Here is a 19,366-nt window from a genome sequence, read left to right on the forward strand (position 1 = left end):
GGAGTGCCCTCCTGTTTGGCGGCTGCGGCCGCAATTTCGTACCGGAGGATCGTAGCGGGGATGGGCTTTGGTTGCGCGGAAAACGGTTTGGTGTGGAGCGAAGTGTGGGCGAACGCGTGGATAGCGCATTGGCACGTCAGTCCTACCTCATCCGTTGCTCCGCATACCCCCTAACCACCCCGCGCAACACCCCCACCATGTACTCCCGGTGCCTCTCCTCCTGCGCCGGATCATTCCAATGCGGCACCGGATACCGCTCGCCCTGCAGGGTCACGCCCTGTGCATCCGCCACCCGCTGTCGCCATTCCTGCAGCACCTGATCGAGCTGTGCATCGTCGTTCTGATACCAGGCCTGCACCACGCGATCGCCTAGCACGCGTTGCCGCAGGCGGTCGCGCTGTTCGCGCCAGATGGCGATGCGATCGATATCGACGGTGGCGGCCTGTATGTTGCCGTTCAAGTGCTGGGCAGCCAGCAGCTCGTCATGCGCCTGCATGTATGCCTGATACCGCTCGGCCAGTTGTACGGCTTCTGCCAGCGCGGTGGGTGGGAGTTTGCTTTTGAGATAGGCCGCCAACTGTTCAGCGCGGTCACCGTCGGGCTTGAGCAAGAAGGTGTTGAACACATTGAGCAACGCGGTATCCACAACCAGCGTTTGCTGCTCTGTAATGGCGAGCGCAGGAGCGGTGCCCACGCGGGACGATGTTGTGCCCGGCGCGCTTGCGGGCTGGGCCGATAAGACGGCGGCGCTTGATGTGTGCGGCTCATTGGCAGCGGCGTTTTCCGATTCATGCAGCTGCGTCGAAAGCACGCCAATCGACAAACCGATGACGGCCGCAAAGGCCGCCGCCGCACACAAGTACAGGCCTTGCCCGTCGCGCAGGGTTTCAGTTCGGATTCGCATTGACGGTGCCCGCGCCATGCAGGGCCGTGCGGCGCCGCTGCATGGCGAGGTACGTGCAGCCGATTAGAACGAACAGCTCGGCACGCTGCCCGACATCGTAAAGCTCGACGTGGTCACGCCGGTGCCCGACGGCACATCATTCGACTTGTACAGGCCGACATTGGCGTACTGGTCACCGCTTTGCGCCGTGGCATCCAGGCTGACGTTGGCCAGGTACGCATTGACCGGGAAGCTCGCGTTGCGGCCGTCGATCTTCGTGTATGCGCCCGACACCGATTGCGTGGAATACGCACCGTTGACCACGATGTTCGACAGCGACGGGCTGCCACCCGTGGTGCACGCGTTGTAGTTGGTGTCCATGACGATCAGGTGCTTCACGCCGGTCATGCAGGTATTGACGTAGCTCACCTGTTTGACCGTTAGCGAGCATGGGCCCGTCTTCACGTTGATGCCGTTGTTGTTGGTGGACTGCGTGCCGCTCAGGTCATTCCCGTACACGTAGTTGTTCGTGAACAGGATGTTCGACACGGTGTTCTGGTCGATGCTGCCCACGGACAGACCATGCGTGCCGTGCAGCCGCGTGTTCGACACCGTCACGTTGGAGATGTCGCCCGAGTTGGTCTTGACGGCAATGCCGTCGTCGCCGGCCTCGATATCGGATTGCGTGACGGTGGCGTTGGTCAGGCTGTCGATGTCGATGCCGTCTGCGTTCTTGCGCGTGGCAGGCGTGCGGATGGACACACCCCAGGCGGTAAAGCCGTTGCCACCTTCCACATACAGGTTCGGGTGCGCGGCCTGCGCCAGCGTGACGTTGTAGACGATGAAGTTGCTGATGTTGCTCGCCTGCACCAGGCGCGGCGTGCCGGAGATGATGTCGCCACGGCCATCCACCTTGCCCGGGCCCATGAGCGATGCATTGGTGCCCGTGAATGACAGCAGGTTGGCGTTGCCGCTGTAGCTGTCGTTGCCGAACAGCGTCACGCCCGAATTGATGACCAGCCCCGCCCCGCTGATGGACAGGCTGCCCGTGTAGAACGCGTCATTCGAGCCGGATGCGGCCAGCACCACGCTCTTGCCGGTGCCCTTGCAGTCGGTCAGGGCCTGCTGAATGACACTGGTGTCGTCGGACGAAGACGACGGCGGCGACGCGCGCTGCGAGCTTGAATACCGCGCGTTGATCGTCTTGCAGACGCCCGGATACGCCGGCTGCGTGACGGTGCGGCTATCGCCCGTGGCCAGCGTCTGCGCCCCGGCGGAGCCAGCGGCCAGCAAGGATGCGGTCAGGATCAACCCGACCTTGGTTTGCATGTTCATCGATGTCTCACTCCTGTCTTGGTGTTCGGCACCGCAACGACAGCGTGTCGGTGCCACCTGGGCAGACCGCACCCTCGCCCAAGATATATCAGGTCATATTCATTGGTATATCAGTGAGGAAAATTGAGGATTCAACCGGAACCCGGGTCGATGGGCGTTTCGCTGCCGAAGACCTGTTCGCAAATGCGAATGCTCACCGCCGTATCGCCCGGCTGAAGGGTGACGCCACGGCGCCAGTTACCTAAGATGCCGCGCTCCCGACGGGTTGCTACAAGCGGCCAAGCCGGGGCCGACGGTCATGCGCAACACCGCGTGCATGACCGTCAACCTCTGGCCACCACTCAGTGCAACCCACTCCCGATGTCGAAGATCAGCAGCGCGAACGGTATCCCGCCGCGGCATGACAGCCCGCCTGACGGCCCGCACGCAGGGCGCCCGACCCGCGTTGCACCACCCGCCTGCGCACCCCGGGCGCCCAGTCCCGGCCTGACGCAACTGCCCAAATCCACCGCTGCACGCCAGCCCGCCGCGCCAACCCGGGTCAAAGCCTTGCGGACGCTCGAAACGCGGCAGCGCCTGCACCGCTTGCGCAAAGAACTCGCCAAGATCGACCCGCCACCCGCCAGCGCCCAAGACGCCCATGCCGACATCCTCGCGGCCATGGCACGCGCTGGCTTGAGTGGCTGGAAGTTACCGGCACTCTCCGACCCCGCCAATGCGCGCCATGCAGATGGGTCGGTGGTGGTGTCGCTGGTGTCTCACGCCATCGCCTTCAATGCGGGGGGCGCGTTCCGGATCATCGATCTGCTGCCCCCCAGCAGCGTGTACTTCGAGTTGGCCGGGCACGACGGCGCAGCGTTTGTGCTGCCGTGCGGCTGCGCCCCTCTCGCCGCCGGTCAGCCCCGGTACCCAGTGGAGGCATGAGCGCCCACCGCCGGATCTGGACTGCGCCCAAGTCGGTTACTGCTCCAACATTTCGCAATCCACCTCCGGGGCGCCATCCAGAATGCGTACGCTTGTGACGGTGCGCCATCCGAGGCCACAGGCCCCTTCATTAGCACTTGATTTGAATGGTCAGACGTGAATCCAGTTAACCGCAAAGGTCCAACGCCCGCATCTACGCCGCTCGACCGAGAGATCGCCGCCGAACGCCCCCTCGCCGCGGCCCGTCAAACTGCGGGCGCATCCACGCATGTCCAAACCACCGGCGAGGGCCCGCTGGCTTCGTTGCCTCGATATGCCAGCAGACGGCGCAGCGCAACGCCATCCGACAACGCTGTGCCGGAGGCCGATCAGTTGGCCGAAGCCTTTGCGGCCTCGTTGCATTGGCAAACCGTGGGAATCGCCTCTTTTGCGCAAGAGAGCGTCGGCCCGCTGATCGGCGCGGGCAGCCAAAAGGACGTCTACCGAATCCAGGGAGACCCGACCACCTGCCTGGCGGTGATCCGGCCCGACGCAATCGGCAGGTTTGACACGCCAACCGCCCACGCACTGCGTGAGGTGAACGCTTTGGCAGAGCTGCGGAATCGCGGCTTTCGGACCGTGCAGATACGAGACCTCGTTCGGGTGGGGGACAGAATCGGCATCAAGCAAAACTACCTGGCCGATGCGCTCGGTTCTTCAGACATCGTTGCTTCTTGTGGACGCTCGGTACCGGAGGGCAAATACCTCACGCAAAAGATGGTCGAGGATTGCAGTTCCACAATCGAAACTCTTCGCAGAACCAGCACGGTGGTCGACGATCTGCAGTTTCTGGTCGAGCCGTCGGGGGACACGCATATCAGCGATCCGCGCGGTGTTGCGTGCGGCAATCCAGAGAAAAACATCGGAACAGTGAAAGAGCTGCGCGGCATTGCATTGGCGACGTTGCTGTCATCAGACGAAGAGTGAGCCGTCCCCCCTTCAGAAGTCTCGTCTCCGTGTCAGAAAAAACCGCATCTCAGGGTTATCCGCCATTTCGGCCGGCGCTCACCTTTTCGACACTCCTGCCACACCACCAATAAAACAAGGGGCGGAGACAGGTATGGACCGGAGGCAATTCGTACGGAGTTCGGTAGCACTGGGCGGCGCAATGATGCTGTCGCCCATGGCACGCGCGGCGGAAGCCGGCGTGTTTGCAGACAAGATCGTCTTTGGGCAGACGGTCGGGTTCGACAGCGTGTGGGGCGGGCTGTACAAGAACTACACCAATGGCCTGCTGGCCGGCTTTGAGCAAGTCAACGCCCAGGGCGGCGTGGCCGGGCGCAAGCTGGTCGTCAAGCGGCTGGAAGACAACTACCTGCCAGAGAAGGCCGTGGCCAACGTCAAGACGCTCATGGAGGAAGGCGTGTTCGGGCTGGTGTGCATGGGCGGCACCGGCAACACCATCGCCGCATTGCCGCTGCTGGAGCAATACCGCCTGCCGATGGTGGGCGCCATGACCGGCGCCACCGCCGCGCGCAAAGCCAGCGCACCGCTGTTCCACACGCGCGCCAGCTACGCCGACGAAGTCACGAAGATGGTGCAGCACGCCACCACCATCGGGCTCAAGCGCGTGGCCGTGGTCTACCAGGACAACCCCTTCGGTTCCGGCAATGCCGACGCCGCCAAGGCTGCCGCAAGCAAGTTCGGCGCGCAGATCGTCGCGCTCATCCCGCACAACGCCAAGGGCGACGACATCGACATGGTGGTCGACAAGATTGCCGCGGCCAACCCGCAGACCACGCTGCTGTTTACGTCGCCCACCTCCGTGGCCGACATGCTGATGCGCTATCAGGCCAAGCACGGCCCCGTGCCGTTGCCGCAGCCGTGGATCCTGTCCGTCACCACGCCCAAGACCGTGTTCGAGAAAGCCGGCACGCTGGCCCATGGCGTGGCTGTCACGCAGGTCATGCCCGGCCCCAACGTGCGGACCCAGCCGCTGGTGCGCGCATTTCGCGAGGCCAACGACAAGTTTGGCGACCACAACAACCAGACCTACGAAGCGGTGGAGGGCTTTCTCACCGCCCGCGTCATCGTGGAGGGCCTGAAGGCCTGCGGCAGCAACCCCACGCGCGACGCCTTCATCCAGGCGCTCGAAGGCTTCGGCACGCGCGACTTTGGCGGCGTGCGCGTCCATTACGACCGCAACAACCACGCCGGGCTCGACTATGTCGACGTAACCATGATCGGCAGCAACGGCCACCTGGTCGGTTAAGCCATGCGCAACTTGTGCCCCAACGCACACCGGTGGCAACATGGCGCCATGCAACGCGCGCCCGCCACCACCCTGCAGATGATTCGCACCGCCCCGCCAACGGGACGGTAGTGCGTGGCGCCAAGCCCGCTGAACCCGCCTCCCGAGGCGGGTTTTTTGTTTCTGCCTGCCCATCACTAGAAGGACGTGAACCCGATGATCGAGATCCGCCCCGCGCAGTTTCCTGCCGACATGGCCGCCGTGCAGGCCATCTTTCGTGAATACGTGGCCAGCCCCAGCGTCAGCCTGGATTTCCAGGACTACGAAGCCGAGTTTGCTGCCCTGCCCGGCAACTACGCCGCGCCGCGCGGGCAATTGCTGCTGGCCTGGAAAGCCGATGCCGTGGTCGGCTGCGCCGCGTTTCGTGAGGTGGATGCAACCACGTGCGAGATGAAACGCGTCTACGTCCGCCCCGCCGCACGCGGCGAGCAGCTCGGCCGCCGCCTTGTCGAGCGCCTGCTGCAAGACGCCAAGGCCGCCGGCTATGCCCGCATGTGTCTGGACGTACTGGCCGAGTTCAAAGCCGCGCAGCAGCTCTACCTGTCGCTGGGCTTCACGCCCGCACCGGCGGTCACGTTCAACCCGGTGCCGGGCACGCTGTTCCTGGGTCGGACGCTGTAGCGCGCGGTTGCTAGAATCCCGAGCCGCCCTTCCCGAAGACGACCGATACAACGCGATGACGGTATCCCTAAGCCTGGACCCGCAGTTCTTCAACCTGCTGGCCGACAGCCACCAGCGGCTCGTTGGCACGCCGCTGATCGACAACGGTATCGCGCCCGCCGATGCGGCCCGGTGGCTTTATGAAGACGCGCCCTTCTGCGTGCTGGCGCACAACACCGACACCGATCCGTGCTTCATCTATGCGAACCGGGCCGCGCAGCGCTGCTTTGAATACGATTGGAATGGCATCACGGCGTTACGGTCGCGTTTTTCGGCAGAGCAACCGAACCGTGAAGAACGCGCGCAATTGCTCGAATCGGTACGCACGCGCGGTTCGCCACGGGCTATCGGGGCGTGCGCATCTCGCGCTCCGGAAGGCGATTCTGGATTGAAGGCGGCACCGTTTGGAATCTGATCGACAGCGATGGCGTGTACCACGGGCAAGCCGCGACCTTCCACCACTGGCATGACGTGTGATTTGCGGGGCTAGTGCGCGTGCGCAGGCACGCCGCTGAACTTCGCACGCACAGCTCTCGCTTCGCACAGGCGCATTTGCGCTACGCGCACCCCACGCAACACTGTCGGCTTCGTTGAATTCCCCTTGGAGACCAACATGGGGCTTTGCATTTCGAAGCCGGCCGGCACCTCGATCAACCGCGCGCGCGACACCCAGCCAGCGACGGCGCCATCAACTCAGCACACCGGTCGTGCGCAAGCGCGCAACGCCCGCCAGGCTGGTGGGCAACTGAGCCAACTGGGCAACATGAGCCGCAACCGGGCGGCCACGTCGGGCGCCGGCACGTCGTCACTGCAAACGCGGCGCACCGCGGTCCTTCCGTCGGCGCAGCATGACGGCCCATCGCAGACGCAAACGGCTGTCGCAGCCGTGCTGACCCACGTGCGCGAGACCTACTACAAGCCCAATCTGAAGTCGGGCAACAAGGTGAGGGGCGATACCGAGGCAGAACGCCTTCGGCAGCAGCGCGCGACCGATGAAGTCAACCGGATACGCAGCCAGCCCAACGCGTTGCTCGCTGTGCAGAAAGGCAAGGCGCACCAGTGCCAGGAGCTGGCGCTGTTGGCAGTGCATCATCTTTGGCAGGACCACGCGCTGCCCGCAGAGATTCTGGAGCTCGGCGGCGATGACGACGACGTTGCCCACTGCGTTGCCGTCGTTGGCCTGGCACCCCATCAGCTTCATAGCAACATGAAGCTATGGAATCCGGACACCTTGATCTGTGATCCATGGTGCAACATTGCCTGCCGGGCAAAGGACTACCCCAAGCAGTTCATCGACAAGATGAAGAAGTGGGAAAGCCAAGACAAGCTGGTCGGTTATCGGCGCATGGGCTTTGTACAGCCAACCGAACCGGCGTGGATCAGAGACGTGCTGCGGGGCGATAGGACCGTATCGAACCCGTTCGAAAGCCAATCGCCTTGACCCGACGTGTTTGGATGCCCGCCGAGCCAGCAGAACCCGCCTCTAGGGCGGGTTTTTTGTTGGCCATGATCGACATCCGCCCAGCGCAGTTTCCGGTGGTCTCCGGCTCGGGCCCGACGTTTTGGGCCCAGGAACCTCGCGTTTGGTGTTGCGGGCCCGGCGTAGAATCCGTTCGCCAAGGAACCCGCCACGACCATGCTCGCTCGCACCATCGCAACGCTCTGCGCCATCGCGCCTCTCGCGGGTTGCGTCAGCTATCAAGACCCGCGCACGCCCGAACAGCAGAAGCTCGCCCTGCAGCGGGCCGCCAATGAACTGGTTGGCAGCTACACCATCACAGACAGCCGCAACGACGATGGCCGCGGCTATACGCAAGCCATCGTCAGCAAGCAAGACGGCTCAGACCAACTCAGCCTGCAGATGATGGGCCCGACCACCGGCGCAATAACGCTGGCCGGGTCCGACTGCCGAGGGTGGTATGTCGAAAACCACCGCTACACCGCCATGCAATGCGATGCGTTGACCGGCGAGGTCAACTTCTTCTCTCTGATGCGGCAGGCCAACCCAGACCCGGTGAACTCCGGCACCATGCCACCGTCGTTCGCGACGATGGTGGTTTCACAAGGCAGCTATCTCTTCGACATTGCAGACCGCAGCGGGCGGCATCACTATTACGTGTTGACGAAGACACCACTGCAGCAGATGCCCGAAACGCCCGGCGCAATGCGGCGATGGCCGGCACCGCGCTCGACGCAATAGACACCGCCGGCTGGCTCCGTCATCTCGCCGGCTTAGCATTTACAACACAACAACGTACGTTCAGAAGGGGTAGGAGTTGTCGAAAAAGATCATCTCGCTGGTCTTGGCCTGCGCTTGCAGCATGAGCCAAGCGGCCTTCGGACAAATCTCAATGGCAGCGCCCCTGACGGACGCGCCGCAAAACGAAGCGCTCCAGACGGAAGTCATTCAAGCGGGCACACCTCAAGCGGAAGCGCCCATGCCTGAAGCCCCGCAAGCCGAAGCGCCTGCCCCCGAGCCCACCCCAAAAGCGGAGCCCGTCGTCAAGGTCGAACAAAGCTACTGGGAAGCCGAAGGCCTGAGCGCGCGGATGCGCAAGGCGCGTGCGATCACGTTGTATTTGATGGACCCCGCCGTGGCATCGCTCAAGGCCGTGGACGAAGCGCAACTGAAAGACGCCGGTTGCGAATACAGCACCGAAGACGCCGCGCTCATCGCCAACTTTGCTGATTCCATCGAGCGCACCGGCGTGCGCAGCAACTCGTTCGTACTGCAGTTCGAGCCTCGCGAGGCCGTCTACCTGGCGCTTGGCGGCGGTAGCGAGATGAAGCTGCTGTTTGAGAAGCCCTACCAGAATCAATCGGAAGTGTTGGGGCAGATCAATGGTCAACCGGTCACGGTCAGCAAGAGCCTGATGGAAGGCCTGTACCGATGGGCCGCGAAGGTTGATCGGGTCCGTCGTTGCGAAAACTTTGTAGGCAAGTACCGGTAAGCCCAGCGCGCCCCCGCCTTCAAAGCGCGTGTGCCAACGGCCGCAGGTTGGCATCCAGCACAAACTGCTGACATACGCTCGGCGCCAGCGGGCGGCTGAAGAAATACCCCTGAAAACGGTCGCACCCCAGGGCCGACAGGCGCTTGAGCTGCTGTTCGGTTTCCACACCTTCGACCACCGTCGACAGGTTCAGCGTCCGGCTCAGGCTCGCGATGCTGCGCACGATGTGTTCGTTGATGCTGCCCGCGCTCACATCTGCCAGAGAGCGGTCGATCTTCACGGTGTCCAGCGGCAGCTCGCGCAGGTAGTGCAGCGACGTATGCCCCATCCCGAAATCATCGAGCGCGACTTTCACGCCAGCCTCCCGCAACTGTTTCAGGTTGCCGATGGCGTTGATGTCCGGCAGCAGCATCGTGGTTTCGGTGATCTCCAGTTCGAGCTGCGTTGGTGACAACCCTTCGCGGTGCAGGATGTCGAGCACGTTGCGGTGGAACGCATAGTCCAGCAACTGCCGTGGCGACAGATTGACGGCGACCACGAAATCGTCCGGCAAGACATCGCGCCACGCAGCGCGCTGCTGACACGCCAGCGACAGGATGCGTAGGCCCAACTGGTCGATCTGGTCAATGTCATCGGCCAGCGCCACAACAATCGGCGGCGCCACGCGCCCCAGCACCGGGTGCTGCCAGCGCAGCAACGCCTCGGCGCCAAACACGCGCCCGGTTGTGCAATCCACCTGCGGCTGAAACTCCAGAAAGATCTGGCCGTCTTTCTTGATGGCGCCTTCCAGGTCGCTGGCCAGCGCCACCGCCATGCGGCCCTCGTCGCCGGGCAGGTCCAGACACCGCCGGCCCTTGACGCTCACCTCGGGCGACTCGGCAATCTGCAGCAGAGAAGCCAGTACGTCCTGACTGCGCCGTGCGGACAAGACATCCGCCATGCGCACAAACGGAAGGTAGATTGCCGCGCCCGCCGCCAGGGCAATGAGCTGGACCACCGCGCCTGATACCGAGCCCGTGGCCGCGTAGCCGCTGAACAGCGCCGGGGTGGTCCACGCCACGCTGTAGCCGGTCTTGGGCATCAGGTCGGCAACGGTGGCCGCATAGGCAATCAGAATCTGCACCAGCGGTGTGAGCAGGAACGGAATCGCATAGACCGGGTTCAACACCACCGGCAGCCCGAAGAGCAATGGCTCGTTCACGTTGAACAGCGCCGGCAGCATGACGACTAACGCCATCTTGCGCCCCCGCAGCGTGCGCCTGGACATGAGCAGCGCCAGGATCAGGCTGAGCGTGCCGCCCGAGCCACCCATGCGCGCGAACACCGCAAAGAAGTGGTCAGTGAACATGAACGGCGGATAGCCACCGCTGGCAACTGCCGCCGCATTGGCCTGCGCGGCGGGCTCCAGTATGTGTTGGTGGACGGCAAACAGCGCGTTCGGCCCATGGATGCCAAACAGCCAGAGCACCTGCGCCGCGGTTTCGTAGGCAAGCCCAAACAGCAGGCTGTTGGAGACCTCCGAATACGGCGCCTCCAGGTGCGTGCCAAATGCCGCCATGAGCTGCGGCCAACCCGCCCAGGCCATGGCGACCTTGAGCACCGCAAACGTCAAGATCGTCAGCATGCCGGCCGGCATGACCGACAGCACATCGCCCACCAGCAGATCGTTACTCAAGTGGTGGGACGGAATGCGCAAACGGCGGATGCCGCACAGCTTCAGAAACAGGCTGCCGCCCAGCGACGCGACCAGCAAAGCGCCAAACAGCCCTTGCCCCAGCGAGAGCGACGCCATCAAAGACGCATTCGCATCTGGCGCGATGAGCGTAAAGAAACACGACACCACCACCACCGCCGCCACGGTCGGGTTGACCACGCGATGCCCGGCGCGCTGGTTGTGCAGCTTCGCCAGCACTTCGGCAAACCCAAAGAGGGCGACCAGCGCGCCGATGCCGATCGTTCCGGCCAACACGCTGTCGCAAAAGACATCCAGCCGCGTGCCAAAGGCATTCAACAGCGCGTGGCGCATGCCGGCGGTGGGCGGGTTGCGCAAGAGCAGCGCCAGCGCGCCCACCATGATGAGCGGCAAAGAGAGCGCCAGCCCGCGCCGAACGGCAATGAAATACGGCCCGCGGTCGAAGCGCTCGGCGGCGCTCAATAACCTTAGCCAGGGCGATAGCGCCTGCGTCGTCATAAGACTGGATCTTGTTCGAGGTGGATCGGCAACATCCCGGGCAGCCCGGAGCGTTGCCTATCGGGCTATGCCTCGTAATCGACACAATCCCGCGCGCTCTGAAGCGCCGGCCTTTACGCAATACACAAAAAAGCTCACTAGCCCATGGCAAGCTTTGTGCAATACCTAGGGGAAACCCGAAGCCCTGACGCGCCACTTGCACCCGGCGCGCACCATATCAAGGCATCGGCACCAACGTAGCGCCTGTCCTATGTACGTCGCGCCCCAGAATCTGCAACGATCTTGCTTATGTCGATTTCCATTCGTGCGCCCCGCACCGTGAAACTACCTGCACCCTTTCTGTCCCTGCTCCGCCTCGTGCGAGACCCGCATCGGCGCTATCAGCATGCGCGGTACATCCATGCCACGCGCGTCGGCCTGGGCGTGCTGCTCTCCATTGCCGTCACGTCCGGCTTCGGCTGGCCGCATGGCGAGTGGGCCACCATCTCGCTGCTGATCGTCATTGCCGGCCTGCAGCACCACGGCAACATCCGCAAACGCGCGGCCGAACGCGCCTGGGGCACCCTCATCGGCGCGGTGGCGGGCCTGTTGATCATCGTTCAGCAGACGTGGCTTGGGCACCTGCCGCTCACGTATGCGCTCACGGCCATTGCCTGCGGCATCTGCGCGTATCACGCCATCGGCAAGGGCGGCTATATCGCGCTGCTGGCCGCCATCACACTGGTCATCGTGGTGGGGCATGGCGACAACAACCTGCTCGACGGCGCATGGCGCACGCTCAACGTGCTGGTAGGGATTGCCATTGCGCTGCTGTTCTCATTTGCGCTGCCGCTGTATGCCACCTACTCGTGGCGCTACCGGCTGGCCGATGCGCTGCGGGAATGCGCCCGCGCGTATGCCGGCCTCGGCCGCGCCGGCGATGCCCCTGGCGAGCGCAGCAAGCACCTCGGCAAGCTCAATACGCTGCTGGTGCAGTTGCGCTCGCTCATGCCGTCCGTGTCCAAAGAGATTGACGTGCCCGTGGAGCGGCTGGAGAACATCCAGCGCAGCCTGCGCATCTGCATCAGCACGCTGGAACTGCTCAATGCAACGCATGGGGCATTGGCTGCACCGAGTGCCGACGCCCTGCCCGGCTTGGGCGCCCGGCGCATCCGCGATACGCTGATCGGCATGTCGCGGGCATTGCGGTTCGGCACCGTGGCGCGCCTGGCACGGCCGCGCGCGGCGGACCCATCAGAGATGAAGCACGCGCCCGCCACACCCACGGTAGAAAGCGCGCTGGCCGAGGGCTTTGCCAACGAGATCGAGAACCTCCGGCGGCAATTGCTGGCGATTGCGCCGCAGTGGAATATTGGGTGAAGCCGGGGCGCTGAGTATGCCGAGGGCGGCGCACGCATTGCTCAATTATTCTCACCAACGCTGCTGGCGTGAGGTCACGTGGGTAGACTGGCGCGTAGCCATAGTTCACGAGCCTTCGTGAAAAGATGGTCGGGGAGCCCCGGGATTGACCACCTCGGGGCTTTTTTTCGCCGGTGCGGAGCACCTTTCCATCGACCGGCCCGAGGAGCGTTGTTGCACGCGGGCGATTCGCCGTGGCCACTATCCGGTCGCCGGTTAGGAGCCAGACATGTTCACACCTCACTGGACCAAACGCCTCAGCTTCAGCCTGAGACTGCTCAGCGCTGTCACCCTTGCGCTCTCACCGGTCTGCGCGCAGCTTGCGAACGCCGAACCGCTATACAACCGCGCAGTACCCTGCCGAATCGGCAATGACGCAGCCATCGAGGCGGACCACGGTGTCCCGACTGGCTCGCACCCGTCGCAGATTGGTCAATTTGGCATCAGCGCGGATGCCAACGCCTACACCGTCGATACCGGCGCCGGATTGGTATTCAAGATCCGAACGCGAGGAGCCAACGGCGGTGATCGCGGCAAGGGCGACATCGTCTCCTTGCTCTGGCACGGCGTGCAGTATCAAGACCCGCGTAAGGGCAGTCAGGTGAACTCCGGTTTTTCGGGCCTGTATGACGGGGATAATCGCGTCAATGTGGACGCGGCACGCGTGGGCAACGACGCCATCAAGATCACCGTCAGCGCCGGGGCGTTGACTCATGTGTACATGGCGCGCCGCGGGCAGCCCAACCTCTACATGGCAACGTATTTCACGGCGGAGCCCAAGCCAAACCTCGTGCGCTTTGTCGTGCGGGTGCCGCATGCACGTCTGCCCGACGGGCCGCAATGCGCGGATATCACCACCGCCGTGCGCGGTGTAGAAGCGCACGATGTTTTTGGGTTGGCCAACGGCGAAACCCGTTCCAAGCATTACTCCAACATGCGCCTGAAGGATTGGCAGTACTTTGGCGCGACCGGCCCGGGCGTGGGCATGTGGATGGTGCGCGACAACAACGAGGGCGGGTCGGGCGGCCCGTTCTATCGCAGCCTGCTAGACCAGGGCGCTGAAGATCAGGAACTGACCTATATCGTCAACTACGGTGAGAACCAGACCGAGCCCTACCGCATGGGCGTGCTCAACAGCTACGTTCTCGCTTTTACCGACGGCGAACCGCCCCGTGACGTAAGCACCCACTGGTTCAAAGACATGGACCTGCCCGGCTACGTGCCGGAAAACCAGCGCGGCTCACTCGAAGGCCATTTCACTGGCCTGATGGAAGACGCCCCGTACACCTTGGCCCTTAGTAACGCGCACGCGCAGTACTGGGGTGATGTCTCTACGAAAGACGGTCACTTTCACCTGCGCGGCATGCTGCCCGGCCAGTATCAGGCCACGCTCTACCGAAACGAGCTGCAGGTAAAACGCTTCAACGTGGACATCCAGGCCGATCGCCCAACGCCTTGCGCGTGCGGCGGCATCGATCACGATCCACAACACGATGCCGCGCTATGGCGCATTGGCACGTGGGACGGCAGCCCGCGCGAGTTCCGCAACGGCAATCAAGTCACGGTGATGCATCCATCCGATGTTCGGATGCAGCCGTGGGGCGTGCCGGAATACATCATCGGGCGATCGACACCCGCCAGCGATTTCCCCGCGTATCAGTGGAAAGCCATCAACGGCACGCTGGTTGTGCGCTTCCGGCTTGGGGCCCGCGACATAGCCGATCACCGGCTGCGCATCGGCATTACCACGGCCTTCGCCCATGCTCGCCCGAGCATCACGGTCAACCAGTGGAGCGCACCCGCGCCGCAACCTGCAGTTGAGCCGGCCACCCGTAGCCTCACGGCGGGCTCCTACCGCGGCAACAACGCCACCTTTGCCTTCGACATTCCGGCATCGGCCTTCGTGGTGGGTGAAAACGAGCTGAAGATCAACGTCGTCAGCGGTAACGCCGGAGAAGGCTTTCTCAGCCCCGGCTATGCCTTCGACGCCATCGATCTGCTGAAGTAACGGGCACCGTGACCAGCGTGCCGGCGTGCACGCGTCAGGCTGCCAGCTTCACGTTCGGGGCAATGCCCTCCGGCTGCTCGCCTGCCGGCTGGACGGTCAACTGATAGCCGCGCGAGTAGACCGTCTTGAGCTCAACGCCGGTCGCCGGGCCGAAGCCCAGCTTCTTGCGCAGCTTGTAGATGTGCTGTTCGATCGAGCGCTCTGCAACGCTGGCTTCTGTACCCCATACCGCAGAGGCGATCTGCTGGCGTGACAGAAACGCCCCAGACGACGAGAACAACAGCCAAGCCGTGGCGAATTCGCGTGCGGTCAGCCGAATCGGTACGCCGTCCAACGTCGCGGTGCGGGTCAGCCGACATAGACGGTAGGGCCCGGCCACCACCTGCGTATCGAGGGAGACCTGCGTCGACTTGCCGGCCCCGCGCAGGATGCGGCGAACACGCGCACACAGCTCCTCGGCGGTGAAGTGGCCGGAAATGATGTCGTCGATGCCGGCATCGAAAACGCCAAGCATTTCGTGGCGGCTGGCAAAGTGGCCAAACACCAACGTTGGCCGGCACATGTTGGCGTTGCGCTCGCGCCCCGTGAGCAACAGCCGGGCGGCCGTGCTGAACTGCTGCGCATCAATCATCAGCAACGTGAAGACCTCGGTATGCCCGGAGCGCATCAGCGCCAATGCGTCGTCGAATCGCACGCACGTCACGCCCTGCGCTGACAGGCAAGCCGCTACATAAGCAAAGCTCGCTGGGTTGGCGGTGAGTACGGCAAATTTCATGGCAAAGCACCCCGACGGCGCGGGGTCGATCAATACGTCCACCCCACTTGTTATGTTTCGCAACAGCATAACGTTCACAGTGTGTTCATCCATCGCTATGATTAGCGATGCGGCGCCGGGGGGCGACCGACCGCGCACAATCAGCGGCGGCACGTGGCGCGATCGACGCGCAGGGTCGGCCCGAGACTTCGTTCAGGACGCGAAATCCGTGATCACCGTCACGCCGGCGCCCTCAAACCTGTTCATGTTGGTCAATGCCTCTATCGAGGCGCTGAGGCTGATCTCCCTGCGGACCATTCGCCCAGGCTGCAGCTTGCCCGTGCGGATCATGTCGAGCATGGGGCCATAGCGATGCGCCTGCATGCCGTGGCTGCCCAGAATTTCCAACTCATGCGCGATCACCTTGCTCATGGGGACGGCGGGCGTCGTGTGATCGCCCAGCATCAGGCCGACCTGCACATGCTTGCCGCGCCGGCGCAGATTGCTGATGGAGTTGAAGCACGTGGTGGGATGGCCCAGCGCATCGAGCGACACATGCGCGCCCCCTTGCGTGATGGCCTTCACCGCCTCAACCACATCAGACTTACGCGATGCGTTGACCGTGGCAACAGCCCCCACCGAACGCGCCAGCTCCAGCGCGCTGTCTGAAATGTCGATGGCCACGACATTCGCGCCGATGGCGTTGGCAATCATGATGGCCGACAGGCCCACGCCGCCGCATCCGTGCACTGCAACCCATTGGCCGGCAGTGGTCTTGCCCTGGTCGACCACGGCACGAAACGCCGTCACAAAGCGGCAACCGAGGCTGGCCGCCGTGGTGAGGTCCAGGTCGTCGGGCAGGCGCACGAGGTTCAGGTCGGCATAGCCAATGCCGACGTATTCAGCAAACGAGCCCCAGTGCGTAAAGCCAGGCTGGAACTGTTGTTCGCACACCTGTTGATGCCCCGCATGGCATTCAGGGCAGTGCCCACAGCCGGCCACGAACGGCACCGTCACACGGTCACCCACCTTCCAGCGCGTCACATCCGCGCCCACCGCCGCAACCACGCCGGCCAGCTCGTGACCGGGCACGTGCGGAAGCTCGATATCCGCATCGTGGCCCATCCAACCGTGCCAGTCGCTGCGGCACACGCCGCTGGCCATCACCTGCACGACCACGCCATCCGTTGCCGGAGTCGGGTCAGGAACGTTCATGTGCTTCGGCACGGCGCCGAAGGCTTCGTAGACTATGGCTTTCATGATTTCAACGCAGAGCGGATGAGCGTTGCAATATAAGCCGCAGTCGCCGAAAGTATCTTTCTAATTTGAGGGCGTTTCTGGAGTCTTACGAAGCGCTCTTTCTGATTCCGACACGCCGTGGAAAGGAGATTTCATGGAAGCACTGGACACCATCGATCTGGGCCTTTTGGATCAACTCCAGCAGGACGGACGCGTCTCAAACGCCAAGCTGGCGGAGCGCTTTTCCTTGAGTGAAGCGTCATGCTGGCGGCGGCTCAAACGCCTGGATGATGCCGGCCTCATCGAGGGCTATCACGCCGCGCTCGACCGTCGCAAGCTCGGGCTCGGCGTGATGGTCTACGTGCAGATCATGTGCACCCAACACACCGAAGAGGTCACGGCGGAGTTCGAACGGCTCATCCTCGCCAGCCCCAACATCCTGGCCTGCGACAACACCACGGGCGAAGCCGACTACCTGCTCCAGGTGGTCGCCAATGATCTGGACGACTACAGCCGCTTCGTTGAAAAAGTCCTGAGAAAGCTGCCCGGTGTGTTTGGCATTCGCTCGAACATCTCGCTTCGTCAGGTGAAGTCGACCAAGCGATTGCCGATTGTTTGAGGCGGCCCAGACGGCCACACATCGCCGAACAACCGCGCGCCTCATCCCTGGCAATGCCTACATCGTCGACCCCGGCGCCGGATCGGTATTCAAGATCCGAACGCCAGGGGCCAACGGCGATGATCACGGCGCGGAGCAACGCGGCATACAGAACAGCATCACACCACGGTGTCCTCTTCGGTCTCGTCATTGGACGGCGCCGGCACTTGCGCAACCGGCGGTTCCGCCATCGCGCTGTCCTCACCCACCTGCTGCGAATCATCTTGCCCAGCAGGCGACTGCGACGGGTCTTCCAGGCGCGCCTTCAGGCCGGCCAGGTAGTTCTCGGCATGGTCCTGTGCCTCTGACACCCCCAGGTTGATACCGGCGTTGATCGCCTTCTCGGCAACGATTTTGGTAATGCCTTCTTTCATTGCCAGCCGAACCTCCGGGCCACCAATGTTGCCGACGGCGGCAGCGGCCAGGTTCAGGCCCGCCTCTTCCAGCGCCTTCTTCACGTTGCCGCCGCTGACCATGGCATGCAGGATGTTGCAGCCTTGGGATTCGGCCTCCAGCGCCGTGGATGCCGCGTCCGCAAGTTCGCCAATGCCGGGAATGAAGCTCAGCGCCCCGACCGCCATGGACGCCCAATCCAGCAGCTTGCCTTCCACCTTGAGTGCGGCATCGATGGCGTGCATCAGGAAGCCGCCGTTGTGCTTGGGCGACTTGATCTCGGGCTGGTCGGCCGTGCCCATCAGCATGCTCGCGACGGCCATCTTGTCGGCGTCGGTCTTGGGCGTGTGGGTCTGCGGCTTCTGAACGGTCTGGTTTGCCTGCGACAGGTTGCCGTAGAACTTCTGGAAATCGCGGCCCGCGATATTGCCGGAATCCACCGTATGGCCACCGCCAAAATCAAAGAAGCCGTGGTGTGTTTTGTAGCCCGTGATGGCGTTGTTCATCAGGCTGAACAACACCGGGTCTTGCAGCAGATGTGTCGCGGCCTGGCGAACGTTCGGATCGAGCTGCTTGTTGTTGGCCATGCTCGACAGCTTGTCTCGCGTGAGATCGCCATCGCCAAAGAACGCTGCCTGGTTGCCGTTCATCGTCTTGAGCGTATTCAGCTCGGTCTGCGTCAGGCTCATCGATGACGACGCGGCCTGCAGAAAGTCTGCCTTGTTGACCTCGCCCCCGCCGGTCACCCGGTTCCAGGCGTCCTTGTGGTCGAGAAAGTACTGCGCCGCTGCAATGACCTGTGGCGGCGTCTTGCCGGTCTTGGCGTCGCCATCAACGATCTGCTTGAACTCGTCTTCGCCCAGGTTCTTCGTGAGGTTGTCGGAATACTTGTAAAGCTCGCGCAGCGCGTCGCTTTCCGACATGACAGAAGGCTGACCATTTGCGTTGCCGTCAGACGGGACGTAGTTCTGCTCAAAGCTCTTGGCCTGCTGCTCGTTGAACGCACTGACCTGCGCGTGCTCCGCAGTAAACGCATCCAGGTCATTGGCCTTGATCTTGCCGCCGCAACGGCCGTCACCTTGCGAACCGATGGCGGTGAACAGTTGCTGGTCTTGTGCCAGGCCCTGCAGCGCCGCTTTCAAATCGGGCGGCGTGGAAGGGTCGTTGATCTTGTCTTGAAGGCCATCCCAGCTGATCGGGCATTGGTCCTTATGCCGATCCAGCACCGACACGATCTGCACTTCCGATTGGCTGAGCGTGCCGCCGTTCCACGTTACGGTGGATTGCGGCGACTGGGCCTGCTGCGACGATGCCGCGTTGGACTGCTGGGGTGCCGCGTTGGGCTGCGCCGCCGCAGGGCGGTTGCCATTGTTTTGGGTGACGTCGTCGTCATCGTCATCATCGTCGTCGTTGTTTTCCGACGCGAGCGACGCAGCCAGCTTGGCGCTGATACCTTGGTAAAGGCTCAACTGCGTTTCGTCTGTTGGGCCTTGCTGACCTTGCTGGCCTGGCAAACCACCCATGCCTGCGATGGTCGTTGCGGTATCCACGGCCGCGTCGGCCATATCGCCCCGGCTTGTGTGCTTCGCCTCGCGGCTCGCAGTGTTAGATGAAGACATGTGAACGGACATACCTGCTCCACTTGAATGTGTCGTTGCGATCTGTGGCAGGGCCGATGTTTC

At 63.3% G+C, this 19,366-nt stretch carries 16 protein-coding genes and 1 pseudogene; 11 read left to right on the forward strand and 6 right to left on the reverse strand.

Translation table 11 applies throughout. From position 1 onward, the window contains the following. Positions 1 to 142: 142 nt before the first annotated feature. Both ACCD03_RS21160 and ACCD03_RS21165 read right to left on the reverse strand, forming a co-directional pair. Positions 143 to 904: a hypothetical protein gene (locus ACCD03_RS21160; RefSeq protein ID WP_413412786.1), complete on the reverse strand. Its 762-nt coding sequence runs from the start codon at positions 902 to 904 to the stop codon at positions 143 to 145. 63 nt (positions 905 to 967) lie between these two features. Next, on the reverse strand, positions 968 to 2,218 hold the full coding sequence (locus ACCD03_RS21165) for a glycosyl hydrolase family 28 protein (protein ID WP_413412787.1): 1,251 nt from the start codon (positions 2,216 to 2,218) through the stop codon (positions 968 to 970). A gap of 360 nt (positions 2,219 to 2,578) precedes the next feature. Between ACCD03_RS21165 and ACCD03_RS21170 the strand changes: the two genes are divergently transcribed. The 8 genes and pseudogenes from ACCD03_RS21170 (at position 2,579) to ACCD03_RS21205 (ending at position 9,043) form a co-directional block, all read left to right on the forward strand. Further along, the gene (locus ACCD03_RS21170; RefSeq protein WP_413412788.1) at positions 2,579 to 3,142 is read left to right on the forward strand and encodes a hypothetical protein; all 564 of its coding nucleotides are present in this window, start codon (positions 2,579 to 2,581) and stop codon (positions 3,140 to 3,142) included. Positions 3,143 to 3,298: 156 nt separating this feature from the next. Continuing rightward, a complete protein-coding gene (locus ACCD03_RS21175; protein ID WP_413412789.1) occupies positions 3,299 to 4,108 on the forward strand; it encodes a hypothetical protein in 810 nt (269 codons plus the stop codon). A gap of 133 nt (positions 4,109 to 4,241) precedes the next feature. After that, complete coding sequence (locus ACCD03_RS21180) at positions 4,242 to 5,393, forward strand: ABC transporter substrate-binding protein (RefSeq protein WP_413412790.1); 1,152 nt, start codon at positions 4,242 to 4,244, stop codon at positions 5,391 to 5,393. Between the two features lie 195 nt (positions 5,394 to 5,588). Then, positions 5,589 to 6,053, forward strand: coding sequence for an N-acetyltransferase family protein (locus ACCD03_RS21185; protein ID WP_413412791.1), 465 nt, complete (start codon positions 5,589 to 5,591; stop codon positions 6,051 to 6,053). A 55-nt stretch (positions 6,054 to 6,108) separates the two neighbouring features. Continuing rightward, a pseudogene (locus tag ACCD03_RS21190) lies at positions 6,109 to 6,569 on the forward strand (MEKHLA domain-containing protein). A 136-nt stretch (positions 6,570 to 6,705) separates the two neighbouring features. Then, entirely contained in the window at positions 6,706 to 7,533 is an 828-nt protein-coding gene (locus ACCD03_RS21195) for a hypothetical protein (RefSeq protein WP_413412792.1), read from the forward strand. A gap of 195 nt (positions 7,534 to 7,728) precedes the next feature. Next, complete coding sequence (locus ACCD03_RS21200) at positions 7,729 to 8,292, forward strand: hypothetical protein (RefSeq protein WP_413412793.1); 564 nt, start codon at positions 7,729 to 7,731, stop codon at positions 8,290 to 8,292. Positions 8,293 to 8,443: 151 nt separating this feature from the next. After that, on the forward strand, positions 8,444 to 9,043 hold the full coding sequence (locus tag ACCD03_RS21205) for a hypothetical protein (protein ID WP_413412794.1): 600 nt from the start codon (positions 8,444 to 8,446) through the stop codon (positions 9,041 to 9,043). Between the two features lie 19 nt (positions 9,044 to 9,062). Here ACCD03_RS21205 and ACCD03_RS21210 read toward each other — a convergent pair whose 3' ends face one another. Beyond that, positions 9,063 to 11,234 (reverse strand): PTS sugar transporter subunit IIC/EAL domain-containing protein, encoded by a 2,172-nt coding sequence (locus tag ACCD03_RS21210; protein ID WP_413412795.1) that lies wholly within the window; start codon positions 11,232 to 11,234, stop codon positions 9,063 to 9,065. A 288-nt stretch (positions 11,235 to 11,522) separates the two neighbouring features. Between ACCD03_RS21210 and ACCD03_RS21215 the strand changes: the two genes are divergently transcribed. Both ACCD03_RS21215 and ACCD03_RS21220 read left to right on the forward strand, forming a co-directional pair. After that, positions 11,523 to 12,593, forward strand: coding sequence for an FUSC family protein (locus ACCD03_RS21215; protein ID WP_413412796.1), 1,071 nt, complete (start codon positions 11,523 to 11,525; stop codon positions 12,591 to 12,593). A gap of 268 nt (positions 12,594 to 12,861) precedes the next feature. Then, positions 12,862 to 14,640: a rhamnogalacturonan lyase B N-terminal domain-containing protein gene (locus ACCD03_RS21220; protein ID WP_413412797.1), complete on the forward strand. Its 1,779-nt coding sequence runs from the start codon at positions 12,862 to 12,864 to the stop codon at positions 14,638 to 14,640. A 34-nt stretch (positions 14,641 to 14,674) separates the two neighbouring features. On the opposite strand, the gene ACCD03_RS21225 is transcribed toward ACCD03_RS21220, so the two are convergent. Then, a complete protein-coding gene (locus ACCD03_RS21225) occupies positions 14,675 to 15,415 on the reverse strand; it encodes a response regulator transcription factor (protein WP_413412798.1) in 741 nt (246 codons plus the stop codon). 192 nt (positions 15,416 to 15,607) lie between these two features. Further along, on the reverse strand, positions 15,608 to 16,654 hold the full coding sequence (locus tag ACCD03_RS21230; protein ID WP_413412799.1) for a zinc-dependent alcohol dehydrogenase family protein: 1,047 nt from the start codon (positions 16,652 to 16,654) through the stop codon (positions 15,608 to 15,610). A gap of 133 nt (positions 16,655 to 16,787) precedes the next feature. Here ACCD03_RS21230 and ACCD03_RS21235 point away from each other — a divergent pair, with 133 nt between their 5' ends. Continuing rightward, positions 16,788 to 17,252 carry an Lrp/AsnC family transcriptional regulator gene (locus ACCD03_RS21235; protein WP_024978208.1) on the forward strand — a complete coding sequence of 155 codons (465 nt, stop codon included), beginning with the start codon at positions 16,788 to 16,790 and terminating at the stop codon, positions 17,250 to 17,252. Positions 17,253 to 17,410: 158 nt separating this feature from the next. Here the strand turns inward: ACCD03_RS21235 and ACCD03_RS21240 are convergent, their stop codons facing one another. After that, positions 17,411 to 19,249: an HrpF/NolX family T3SS translocon protein gene (locus tag ACCD03_RS21240; RefSeq protein ID WP_413412800.1), complete on the reverse strand. Its 1,839-nt coding sequence runs from the start codon at positions 19,247 to 19,249 to the stop codon at positions 17,411 to 17,413. Between the last annotated feature and the right edge of the window lie 117 nt (positions 19,250 to 19,366).

Source organism: Ralstonia sp. Ralssp135 (assembly GCF_047304345.1).
Classification (GTDB): Bacteria; Pseudomonadota; Gammaproteobacteria; order Burkholderiales; family Burkholderiaceae; genus Ralstonia; species Ralstonia chuxiongensis.